General features: G+C 71.5%; 8 protein-coding genes. 4 read left to right on the forward strand and 4 right to left on the reverse strand.

The window, feature by feature from the left end; genetic code table 11:
• The 3 genes from D7V80_RS37425 to D7V80_RS37435 form a co-directional block, all read left to right on the forward strand.
• Positions 1-807: type VI immunity family protein (locus tag D7V80_RS37425; RefSeq protein ID WP_120592620.1), on the forward strand; the 807-nt coding region annotated here is incomplete at its 5' end.
• A gap of 165 nt (positions 808-972) precedes the next feature.
• The gene (locus D7V80_RS37430; protein WP_120592621.1) at positions 973-4,245 is read left to right on the forward strand and encodes a kelch repeat-containing protein; all 3,273 of its coding nucleotides are present in this window, start codon (positions 973-975) and stop codon (positions 4,243-4,245) included.
• 42 nt (positions 4,246-4,287) lie between these two features.
• Complete coding sequence (locus D7V80_RS37435) at positions 4,288-5,988, forward strand: OmpA family protein (RefSeq protein ID WP_233586019.1); 1,701 nt, start codon at positions 4,288-4,290, stop codon at positions 5,986-5,988.
• A gap of 103 nt (positions 5,989-6,091) precedes the next feature.
• Here D7V80_RS37435 and D7V80_RS37440 read toward each other — a convergent pair whose 3' ends face one another.
• On the reverse strand, positions 6,092-6,865 hold the full coding sequence (locus tag D7V80_RS37440; RefSeq protein ID WP_120592623.1) for an HAD family phosphatase: 774 nt from the start codon (positions 6,863-6,865) through the stop codon (positions 6,092-6,094).
• A 104-nt stretch (positions 6,866-6,969) separates the two neighbouring features.
• Between D7V80_RS37440 and D7V80_RS37445 the strand changes: the two genes are divergently transcribed.
• Entirely contained in the window at positions 6,970-7,530 is a 561-nt protein-coding gene (locus D7V80_RS37445) for a sugar O-acetyltransferase (RefSeq protein WP_120592624.1), read from the forward strand.
• Between the two features lie 18 nt (positions 7,531-7,548).
• On the opposite strand, the gene D7V80_RS37450 is transcribed toward D7V80_RS37445, so the two are convergent.
• The 3 genes from D7V80_RS37450 to tgt all read right to left on the reverse strand — a co-directional run bounded on the left by D7V80_RS37450 (position 7,549) and on the right by tgt (position 10,974).
• Positions 7,549-8,307: a transglutaminase-like domain-containing protein gene (locus tag D7V80_RS37450; protein ID WP_120592625.1), complete on the reverse strand. Its 759-nt coding sequence runs from the start codon at positions 8,305-8,307 to the stop codon at positions 7,549-7,551.
• Positions 8,308-8,486: 179 nt separating this feature from the next.
• Entirely contained in the window at positions 8,487-9,671 is a 1,185-nt protein-coding gene (locus tag D7V80_RS37455) for a nuclease (protein ID WP_120592626.1), read from the reverse strand.
• A gap of 133 nt (positions 9,672-9,804) precedes the next feature.
• On the reverse strand, positions 9,805-10,974 hold the full coding sequence (gene tgt, locus D7V80_RS37460) for a tRNA guanosine(34) transglycosylase Tgt (protein ID WP_014397601.1): 1,170 nt from the start codon (positions 10,972-10,974) through the stop codon (positions 9,805-9,807).
• Between the last annotated feature and the right edge of the window lie 147 nt (positions 10,975-11,121).

Genomic DNA, 11,121 nt, shown 5'->3' on the forward strand with positions numbered 1-11,121 from the left:
CCGCTCGCGCCGGCCGTCTGGGAAGAACTGCGCGAGCGACTCGGCGCGGCGCCGGCCGATGACTTCCTGGACGACCTGCCGCGAGACTCCCTTTGGTTCGACGTCCTGACCCGGAGACGGTTCGACGCCAACGTGCGCCTGACGGGCGACGAATCCGATTCGAGCGGCTACGAATTCCGTTATCGCTCCCGGCTGCCCTGGCGCAATCCCAGCGCACGAATGCTCAGCGTCTTGAGCGTCCAGGTGCCCCTCCGATTTCTCGACGAGCAGGGCCCAGCACGGCTGCGTGAGCTGGCCCTGGACCTTGCCGGCGCCCTCCCGTTCTCGACGGCACATGCCGGGTTGTCCTTCGCCCCATCGAGAGGATTCTGGAAAGCCCTTCCCTTGCTCAAGGCGGACCTGTTCCGTCATCCCGGCTGGGCTGTACCCGCGGCGGGAACGTCCATGGACATGGGCTTCCAGGTTGACGGCATCCACTGGCTGAACTTCCTGGGCCCTCCCCTCCTCGAAACCGTTGGCGGCATCCAGGCGCTCCGCTCGCACCTGAAGCATCCGGAGACCTCCGTCCAGGAACTCACCGAAGGCCGTGCCTTGATCAGCCTGGGACCCGCGCCGCTCGCGGGGGACACGAAGCTGGGTGAGACACTGCCGGCGTATCGGGAGCTGGCCCGGTTCCTGGAGCCCTGGCTCCTGCCCTTCCCCCAGGTCAACACCTGGGACGGCTACACCGACGAGGAGGCCCGCCTCTGGTGGCGCCGCTTCCTGGAGGCCCCTCCCGAGAAAATCCACGACCCACGCGACGGGTAACCGCGCCGGATTTTTTCACGCATTGCCCCAGCACCCGGCGCACTGATAATCCGCAACCCGGAGTGTTTACGTCGAGCGGCGGGCCGACGGTCGTGTTCGCGCCAGCCCTCGCGGATCGGGGTTTCATCGATGCGGTCACAACGCGCTGTCTGGAGCAGGCTCCTGTTGTTCGCCGCGAGCCTGGGCCTTCTGTCCTGCGGCGGGAACGAGCGCCCGGCGGCACCCGCGGGCATCCGCACCACGCACGCCCGTCTCGCGACGGCGCCGGCCTGGTACGACACCGCTTCCATGGCGACGGCGCGCGCGCAACACGCGACCGTCCTGCTCCCCGACGGGAGGCTGCTCGTCGTCAATGGCGTCAACTCGGCCGACTTCGTGGGCGCGGCGGAGACCTACGATCCCGCCACCAACACCTGGAGCTCCGCGGGCCCCACCAGCCTCACGGGCAACATCACCCTGGCCGTGCTCCTGCCCACGGGCCGGGTGCTGGTGCTGACCGATGGCTCGCAGGGGGGGCGCCTCTATGATCCCGCCACCAACGCCTGGTCCGGCACGGGCAACATGTCCTCGACCCGCTCCATCCCCACGGCCACGCTGCTCGGCACGGGACAGGTCCTGATCGCGGGCGGCACCGGCGGTGGCGGCGTCCGGCTCGCCACCGCGGAACTCTACGACCCCGCGACCAACACCTTCCTTCCCACCGGGGCGATGCTCCAGGGACGGAACGCGCACACCGCCACGCGGCTGCGCGACGGGCGCGTGCTCGCGGTGAGCGGCTTCAGCGGATCCGGCGAGGTGGCCGGCGCCGACCTCTACGCCCCCGCGACCGGGACCTGGTCCGCCGCCGCGCCCCCGCTGGTCCCCCGTCACTACGCCACGAGCACCCTGCTCCCCGACGGCCGCGTGCTCGTCGCGGGCGGCTTGACCGAGGGCGGTGTCGTCACGACCCAGTCGGAACTCTACGACCCGGCGGCCAACACCTGGACCGCCACGGGCAGCCTCACTTTCCCGCGCAACGGCCACATGGCCACGCTGCTGCCCGACGGGCGCGTCCTCGTCACCGGTGGTTCCGCCTCCACCGTCGCGGCGGCGCAGATCGAATCGGAGATCTACGATCCCGCCACCGGCACCTGGACCAACGCGGGCACGATGAACGTCGCCCGCGAGAACCACACCGCGACGCTGCTGCCCACGGGCAAGGTGTTCGTCGCGGGCGGCTACTCCAGAAACCCCGGCCTGACCTACTACGCGCAGACGGAGGTCTACGACCCCGCCAGGAGCCAGTGGTCCCCGGCCGGCGCCATGGGCACGCCCCGGACGGATCCCGCAGTGGCGCTGCTGCCCTCGGGTCAGGTGCTCGTCGCGGGAGGCCGTGAGGTCGGCGCCTCCTCGGCGGCGGTGGAAGTGTATGACCGCGCGAGCAACAGCTGGAGCGCCGCGCCCGCGCTCGACGAGCGTCGCGAGCGCGCGACCGCGACCGTCCTTCGCTCCGGCCAGGTGCTGGTCGCCGGTGGACGCGACGCGGGCATCTCGACGGAGAGCGCGCAGCGCTTCGATCCCGCCACCAACACCTGGCTGGCCACCGCGGCCCTGCCGAGCCCGCGCCACCTGCACACCGCCACGCTCCTGCCGGATGGCCGGGTGCTCGTCGTCGGTGGTCAGCGCAACACCACCGTGCTGGACACCGTGGAGATCTACGCGCCCGACACAAATACCTGGACCTCCGGGCCCGCGCTCGCCACGCCGCGCGGCGGACACCGCGCCGTGCTGCTCCAGGACGGCCGGGTGCTCGTCGCGGGCGGCCACACGGGCGGCGGCGCGGAGCTGAACTCGGCGGAGCTCTACGACCCCGCCAGCGACACCTGGGCCCCGGCGGCGAGCCTCCTGGGCGCCCGCGACGAACTGACGCTGACGCTCCTGCCGTCGGGTCAGGTGCTCGCGGCTGGCGGCCTCGCGGCCTTCACGAAGCTCACGTCCGCGGAGATCTACACGCCCGGCACCAACACCTGGACGCCCGTGGGTGCGCTCACGCAGGCGCGCTGGCTCCACTCCGCCACGCTGATGCCTTCCGGCAAGGTGCTGGTCGCGGGCGGCATCACCACGACCGACGACTACGCCAACACGGCGGAGGTCTACGACCCCAGCCTCCGCGCGTGGACCAACGTCGAGGACCCCGCGGCGGCGGGAGGTCTGATCACCGTCTCCCTGCCCTCGGGCGAGGTCCTGCTGGCGGGAGGGCAGGAGCCCACCAACGCGCAGCTGTTTGACGACACCCGGGCCCTTCCCGCCTGGAAGCCGGCGGTGACGAACCCGGCGACCCTCGTCGCCGCCTGCCCCACCGTCGTGGAGGGCCTGCGGTTCCGGGGCATCTCCGGCGGAAGCGGCGGCAACTCCGCGGACTCGCCCACGGACTTCCCCCTGGTGCGCCTGCGGGCCGCCGAGGGTGGACGCCTCTGGACGCTCCCCAGCAGCAACACCTCGGACACCCGCGCGACGGTGACCGTGCCCGCCGACGCGCCGCTGGGCACCTACGCGCTCTCCGTCTTCGCCAACGCCATCCCCGGCGGCCGCATGGTGACGGTCGTCGCCAACCAGCCTCCGGCGGCGGCGGACCAGACGGTCACCATCGAGAAGGACACGCCGCTGGAGTTCGCCCTGGCCGCCACGGATCCGGATCCCGGCCAGGTGTTGACCTGGACGGTCGTCACCCCGCCGCAGCACGGCACGATCACCACCGGCGCGCAGGGGAACCCCGTGTACACGCCCGAGGCCGGCTTCGTGGGCACGGACAGCTTCACCTACCGCGTCCGCGACTGCGCCAACGACAGCAACGTCGCGACCGTGACCCTCGATGTGACGGAGGACGTGGTCACCCGCACCCTCACCTGCCCCGCGAACGTCGTCGCGGAGGCGACGGGTCCGGACGGCGCCGTCGTGACGTACGACCCCGCGGTCCTGGATCCGGCGGGAGGGCTCCCGGTGAGCTACACGCAGCCGTCGGGCACGCAGTTCCCGATTGGCACCACGACGGTCACCGCGACCTCCACGGGCCTCACCTGTTCGTTCCAGGTGACGGTGCAGGACACCACGGCGCCCACGCTGACCTGCCCCGAGTCCCGGAGCGCGGCCCCTGGCGAGACGGTCACGTTCGAGCCCACGGCCACGGACGCGGTGACGGCCTCGCCGGTGGTGACGTCCTCCCCCGCGTCCGGCACCGCCCTCCCGGCGGGCGCCACGACGGTCACCGTCACCGCCACGGATGATGCGGGCAACACCGCGCAGTGCACGTTCCAGGTCCGGGTCCAGGCCCAGGTCGTGGAGATCGCCGGCGGTGGCTGCGACAGCTCCGGTGGCACCACGTCCGCGCTCGCCCTCCTCGCCGCGCTCGCGGCCTGGGGGAACTCGCGCCGCCGTCAGAACCCGGCCCGGGGGAACTGAGACATGCGCTCCCTCTTTTCTCGAATGGATCTCCCCTTGCACATGAAGGCAAAGAGCTGGGCGCTGGCCGCGCTGCTGGCCACCGCCGTCACCCCCGCCGCGTTCGCGCAGACCACCACGAGCCCACTGAGGCCGCTGGACCTGGAGCGCCTGCGCTTCACGCCCGCGGCGACGGACTCGATGCTGGTGGACACCGGCCGCGTGCTCCCCGAGGGCGGCTACCGCCTGCTCCTCATGGTCAACTATGAGCGCGGCATCCTCCTGCTCCAGGGCAGTGACGGACTGGAGCGCTCCATCCTCCACTACCGCACCGCGGGCTGGCTGGCCGGCGCGTGGTCGCCGGTGGACCGGTTGGAGTTCTCCGCGAAGCTGCCCGTCATCATCGCGCAGGGCGGCCACGGCGCGGAGCAGCTGGTGGGCGTGAGCGAGCCGGACTCGTTCGGCCTGGGCACGCCGGAGCTGGGCGTGCGCTACGAGCTGCTGCGGCGCGAGGAAGGCGCGCCGGTGTTCCTGGGCCTGGGATTGGACATCGGGATTCCGGGCGGCACGGCGGACGCGTTCGGCCGTCAGGCGGGCTGGGCCGGGTTCCAGTTCGCGCCCCGCGTGTCGGTGAGCCGTGAGCTGGGCCCCGTGGTGCTGGGCGCCAACGCGGGCATCCGGATCCGCTCGAAGGAAGTCGAGCCCGGCCGCGACGTGGGCACGGAGCTGGAGCAGGGCGTGGTGGTGGCCACGCGCGGCAAGGGCCTTCGCGCCGAAATCGCGCTGCAGGCCGCCGAGTCGCTCGTGGAGTCGGACTTCGCGCTGGAGCTGCTGGGCGGCGTGCGGCTGCCGGTGGGCGCGGGCTTCGAGGCGTTCGCGATCGGCGGGCACGGCTTCACGGACATTCCGGGCACGCCGTCGTTCCGGTTGGGCGCGGGCATCGCGTACGCGAACGAGCCCGAGCCCGTGGACCGCTGCCGCACCGGCCGCAGCCACACGCCGGAGCAGTGCCCGAACGAGGACGACGACGGCGACGGCGTGGCGAACAAGGATGACCGCTGCCCGCTGGAGTCCGGCTCCGTGGAGAACAACGGCTGCCCGGACAAGGACTCGGACGGCGACGGCGTGGTGGACCGCGAGGATCAGTGCCCGAACGAGGCCGGTCCGTCCTCCGAGCGTGGCTGCCCCGTGAAGGACTCGGATGGCGACGGCGTGCCGGACAAGGACGATGCCTGCCCGAACGAGGCCGGTCCGTCGTCCGAGCGTGGCTGCCCCGTGAAGGACACGGACGGCGACGGCGTGCCGGACAAGGACGATGCCTGCCCGAACGAGGCCGGTCCGTCCTCCGAGCGTGGCTGCCCCGTGAAGGAACAGCCCAAGCCCGAGCCGACTCCCGAGGAGAAGCCCGCGGAGGAGACGACGTCGCCGCTGGGGCACATCGTCCAGTTCCCGGTGAACCAGTCGGAGTTCCAGGAGAACGAGCAGCGGCAGTTGGATGCCATCGTGGCCTACCTGAAGGCGAACCCGAAGCTGAACGTCCGGATTGAAGGCCATACGGACAACAGCGGTCCGGAGGAGGCCAACCGCACGCTGAGCCAGCAGCGCGCGAACCGCGTGCGCGCGTACCTCATCCAGCAGGGCATCGCGGGCTCGCGGCTGGAGGCGAAGGGCTTCGGCCCCGACCGTCCGCGCGTGTCCAACGAGACGCCGGAAGGCCGCAGCGCGAACCGCCGCGTTGAGTTCGTCCCCGTCACGGGGAGCTGACCGCCGCGGGCTCGACATGACGCCGCTTCGTGGACACCCACGAAGCGGCGCATGGAGGCTTCAGTGAGACGGGCGTGGAGGCCTCCTCCACGCCCGTTTTGCGTCAGGCCTCTTCGGGGTGCAGCTGCACCAGCGCGGGCAGCTCCGCCGCGCGGTCGCGCAGCCGCGCCTTGGGCCGGATGGCCACCGGGACGCGGGAGGCCGCGAGCAGCTCCAGGTCGAACACGTTGTCACCGAACGCCGCGTAGAGCGGCCGGTTCGTCCGCAGCCTCAGGCTGTTCACCTTGCCGGGGCCGTAGGGCACGGGCTCGAAGACGGACGTCAGCAGCCGTCCGCCCTCCTCCTTCGGCGTGCACGCCACCACGAAGTCGGGCGTGATGCCCACCTCGCGCACCGCGGCCTCCACCACCGCGCGCGGCGACGCGCTGACCACGTAGCAGTCCACGCCCTGCCCTCGGGCCCACTCCACCACGCGGCGGGCTTCCGGATGGACGCGGCCGGCCACGCCTCGCTTTGCCACCACGTCGAGCGCGAAGCCGCGCAGCTCCTCCGCGTGCCAGCCGGCGAAGATCCACGCCATCATCTCGTAGGTGTCCTTCTCCGGCAGCCGCCCGGCCTCGAACGCCTTGAACAGCGCGTGCGCCAGCGTCACCGCGTCCGGATGCGGCTCCACGCCATGACGGGCCCCCAGCCGCTCCAGCGCTTCGCGTGCCTCGGGGCGCACGCCGCCGTGCTCCAGCAGGGCCATGAACAGGTCGTCCCCCACGTCCCCGCTCCACAGCGTGCCGTCCCCATCGAAGGCCAGCACGCCGTCCGGCGTCCGCTCCACCTCGCGACGGATGCGCTCCAGCGTCTCCTCGACCCGCTCAGTCCTCATGGCCGGCATCCTCGCTGGCCGCACCGTCCGGTGTCACCCGCGTCCGCGACGCCAGGACGCGGGCTGTTCACCATTCCAGGGAATGGATGAGTACGCTTCCGGGCATGGCACGAACGGAGAAAGAGAAGATGCTCGCGGGCGAGCTGTACGTCGCCACCGACCCGCAGCTGACGGCCGAGCGGGTCCGCGCCCGCAAGCTGCTGCGCACCTACAACCAGTCCACCGAGGACGAGCTGCCGCTGCGTGAGAGCCTGCTCGCCGAGCTTCTGGGCAAGGTGGGCGCCGGAACGTGGATCGAGCCGCCGTTCCTCTGCGACTACGGCGAGCACATCCGGCTGGGCGAGCGCGTCTTCATGAACTTCCAGTGCGTCATCCTGGACTGCAACCCGGTGACGATTGGCGACGACGTGTCCTTCGGCCCGGGCGTGCAGGTGTACGCGGCCACGCATCCCCTGGACCCGGATGAGCGCATCAAGGGCCCGGAGCTGGGCCGCCCCGTCACCATCGGCTCGAAGGTGTGGATTGGAGGCGGCTCCATCATCTGCCCGGGCGTCACCATCGGCGAGGGCTCCACCATTGGTGCGGGCAGCGTGGTGACGCGGGACATCCCGCCGTACGTCTTCGCCGCCGGCAATCCCTGTCGCGTCATCCGGAACCTCCGGTAGCGCGGCGGCAGGAGAACCTCAGCCCACCGCCTGGTGGGTCTCGGTGACGCCCTGGTACCCGTAGAGGCCACTGTCGTACGGGGTGATGGCGTCGTCGGCCTTCTTGGTGCAGGCCGCGGCGGTGGGGTCGAAGGCCTGGAACTGGCCCTTGTCGTCCTTGAACTCCACCCACGCATGGGCGCCCCGGTCCGTATTGCCGAAGACGACTCGCGCTTCCACGCCGGCCTTCTCGAAGCGCTGCTCGGCCTCGATGGCCATGTCCACGCAGACGCCGGACTTGGACGCGTCGAAGGTGCTGGCGTTCTTCATGGCGGCATCCCACGTCTTGCCGCCCGAGTAGTCGTACTTCCAGGACGTGGCCTCCTTCGCGATGTCCTGGGCCACCTGATCCGCGCTCTTGCCGGAGGACGGGCCCTTGGCGCCCTGCGCCTGCGCGGGGGCAGGAGTCGGGGCCGGTGCGGGCTGGGCCTTCTGGGCCTGGGCCTTGGACGGCTCGAAGCTGTCGCGGTTCCTGTTCTGCTGGAAGCTCTGTGCGCCGGTGGGCTTCGGGGCCTGGCACTTCGCGCCCTCGCCCTTCAGCAGGGCCTCCTTCGTCAGGCCCAGCTCCTTCAGCAGCTTCGCGAACTCCTGGGGCTGCTTCGCGGAGTCCACCGTCTTCACTGGCTTGCCATCCGGGGTGACGACCTTCACCACGACATTCCGCGGGGCCTGAGCGGCTTCGGGGGAAGGCTTCGCGCACGGGCTGGAGGACGGACGCGAGAGGGAGGAGATCGCCATGGGACAGGGCCTCGAAGAAGCAGCGGGGATGCCTGTCCCATGAGCACGGCATGTGCCAGCGCTCGTGCTTCATGGGGTGAACGCCAAACCCCTGTGTTTCCAGGACCCGTGGACCTGGCCTCGTCAACGAGGGCCCGCGCCACTGATGACAGCCGTCGGAGGGGTAATGTCCGGCGTCATCACCCTGCCGGCTCGGAGGCACCGTCGGGCTCCCGTTCCTCCGGCCCCTCCACGGTGCGCTCCAGCATCCGAGCGAGCGCGGCCCGCGCCTCCGCCGCCTCCTCGAAGGGGTCATCGCTCCCGGCCCGCGCCGGAGGAGGCACCGTCGCGTCCAGTTCGTCCGGATGCAGGCGGAACCACTTCGCGACGAGCATCACCTCCTGGGCCTCCTGCGCGCGGAGGCCGATCGCCTCCGGCTCCGGCACGTCGAAGATGTCCCGCACGCGCGCGTCCAGCGCCGCTTGCTCCTCCGGCGTCCGGGGCGTGGGCACCTCCGCGCGGATCCGTCCCCGCCGCAGCACGTACGTGCGGTCCTCCCCGCCGTGCCCGCGCGCCGTGTAGATCAGCGACAGCCGGCGCAGCGTGCGCCCCAGCTCGACGATCCACGCCTGCACGTTCTCCAGCCGCTCCGCGCGATCCCGCAGCTCCGCCGCGTATTCGAACTGGAGCCGCCGCGCCGCCATCGCCATGCGCTCGCGCAGGATGACCAGCGGCCGGTCCGACTCGCCGTTGAGGAACGCCCGCGCCAGCGCGACCTGCGCCAGGTACTCCGCCGTCGTGCACCCGCTCGCGCACGGCGACAGACACCGCGCCGTCTGCCCGCGCATGCACCGCGGGTCGTCCTTCAGGGGGAAGAGCTGGATCTGATCCGCCAGCCGCATGGGCGTCTCGGACGGACAGTCGCGCAGCTCCAGCAGGTCATTCACCGCGCGCACCACGTCCGCCATGGTGTGCCGGCCGTGGAAGGGCCCGAAGTACTCCGCGCTTCCGCCGCCGCCGGGCTGGCCCACCACGCGCAGGCGGGGCACGGCCTCGCGCGTGAGCTGGAGGAAGCAGTGCGCGCGGTCGCGCTTGTGCTCCACGTTGTAGAGGGGCCGGTGGCTCTTGATCAGCCGGAACTCATGGAGCAGCGCCGCGAACTCGCTGGCCGTGTACTCCCACTCCACCTGGTGCGCCTGGGCGACGATCTCCCAGGCCTTCTCGCCCTCGTCCGCGCGGAAGTACGACAGGAGCCGCGTGCGCACGCGCACGGACTTGCCCACGTAGAGCAGCTCCCCGGCGGGACCGTAGAACCGGTACACGCCGGGCCGGTTCTCCGCGCTCGCACGGACGTGACTCAGGAGGGTGGCGACGCGCGGGTCCATGCGGCGAAGAGGTGCACCGGGCGACAGGACCCGGGCACCGCAGGCTAACCCGCCACGTCTCGCCGCACCGCCGTTCGCGCGCCGCCCGTCACAACCCGGCCGGAGGGCGGGCGGAGGGCCACGCGCCCGGACTTCAGCCCACGTCCTTCAGCGTCGCGGCGCTGGCCGCGGCCTCGTCCTTCAGGTCCTTGGGCGTGGCGATGGCGGCCTTCAGCTCGCGGTACGTCTGCGCATAGCCGTTGCGCAGGATGCCTTCGCGCACGCGCTCCATCAGCCGCTGGTAGTGCCGCACGTTGTGCACGGACAGGAAGCGCGAGCCCAGGTGGTGCTTGCCGCGCATCAGGTGCTGCAGGTAGCCGCGCGTGTACTTCTTGCACACGTAGCAGTCGCACTCAGGGTCGAGCGGCCCGTCATCCAACTGGTACACGGTGCGGGTGATGCGCACCAGCCCCTGGAACGTGTACGCGTAGCCCTGCTGCGCCATCTTGGTGGGGATGATGCAGTCGAACATGTCCACGCCGCGCAGCACCGCCTCCAGCAGGTCCGTGGGCGTGCCCACGCCCATCAGGTAGCGCGGCTTGTCCTGCGGCAGGGACGCGGTGGCGCGCTCGGTCATCGTGTCGCGCTCCACCTTCGTCTCGCCCACGGCCAGCCCGCCGATGGCGAACCCGTCGAAGGGCAGCTTCGTGAGGAACGCGGCGCTCTCGTCGCGCAGGTGCGGGTGGACGCCGCCCTGGACGATGCCGAACAGCGCCTGGCCCGTGGGCTTCGCCTCCTTCGCGGCGAGGCTGCGCACGGCCCAGCGGTGGGTGCGCTCCATGGCCTCGCGGGTGCCGGCCTCGTCCGTGCGCGAGTCGATGCACACGTCCAGCACCATCATGATCTCCGAGTTGATCGCCTGCTGCATGGCGATGCTGGACTCGGGGCTGAGGAGCCGGCGGCTGTTGTCGTAGAAGCTGCGGAAGTGCGCGCCCTTCTCCGTGATGAGCCGGTCCTCCGGCAGGGAGAAGATCTGGAACCCGCCTGAGTCCGTCAGCACGGCGCCGTCCCAGCCCATGAAGGGGTGGATGCCGCCGAAGCGCTCGAACACCTCCGGGCCGGGCCGGAGCATCAGGTGGTAGGTGTTGGCGAGGAGGACCTTGGCCCCCGTCTCCTTCACCTCCTCCATGGCGAGGTGGCGGAAGCCGGCGTGGGTGGCCACCGGCATGAACATCGGCGTGGGGAAGGACCCCTTGCGGGTGTGGAGGATGCCCGTGCGGGCGCCGGTGGGGTCGGTGTTCAGGAGTTCGAAGCGGACGGCCATTGGACGGGCCTTATACCCAGCCCGCCCGTCCGGGCGCACCCGCTTCCTGGGGGACGCCCGCCTGGTCTCCTGGGGACCGCCTCTCCCCTCCCCGCCCTCGGGAGGCTCCGGTTTCCCTACCCGGCCCCCGGGGGCGAGGGGCTGGCG

It is taken from the genome of Corallococcus sp. CA054B, from assembly GCF_003611625.1.
Classification (GTDB): domain Bacteria; phylum Myxococcota; class Myxococcia; order Myxococcales; family Myxococcaceae; genus Corallococcus; species Corallococcus coralloides.

Bases quoted from the DNA above. Each gene is read 5' to 3' on its own strand.
- D7V80_RS37450 (WP_120592625.1), bottom strand. From the start codon at position 8,307: ATGGCGATCTCCTCCCTCTCGCGTCCGTCCTCCAGCCCGTGCGCGAAG.
- D7V80_RS37445 (WP_120592624.1), top strand. From the start codon at position 6,970: ATGGCACGAACGGAGAAAGAGAAGATGCTCGCGGGCGAGCTGTACGTC.
- D7V80_RS37435 (WP_233586019.1), top strand. From the start codon at position 4,288: ATGAAGGCAAAGAGCTGGGCGCTGGCCGCGCTGCTGGCCACCGCCGTC.
- D7V80_RS37455 (WP_120592626.1), bottom strand. From the start codon at position 9,671: ATGGACCCGCGCGTCGCCACCCTCCTGAGTCACGTCCGTGCGAGCGCG.
- tgt (WP_014397601.1), bottom strand. From the start codon at position 10,974: ATGGCCGTCCGCTTCGAACTCCTGAACACCGACCCCACCGGCGCCCGC.
- D7V80_RS37440 (WP_120592623.1), bottom strand. From the start codon at position 6,865: ATGAGGACTGAGCGGGTCGAGGAGACGCTGGAGCGCATCCGTCGCGAG.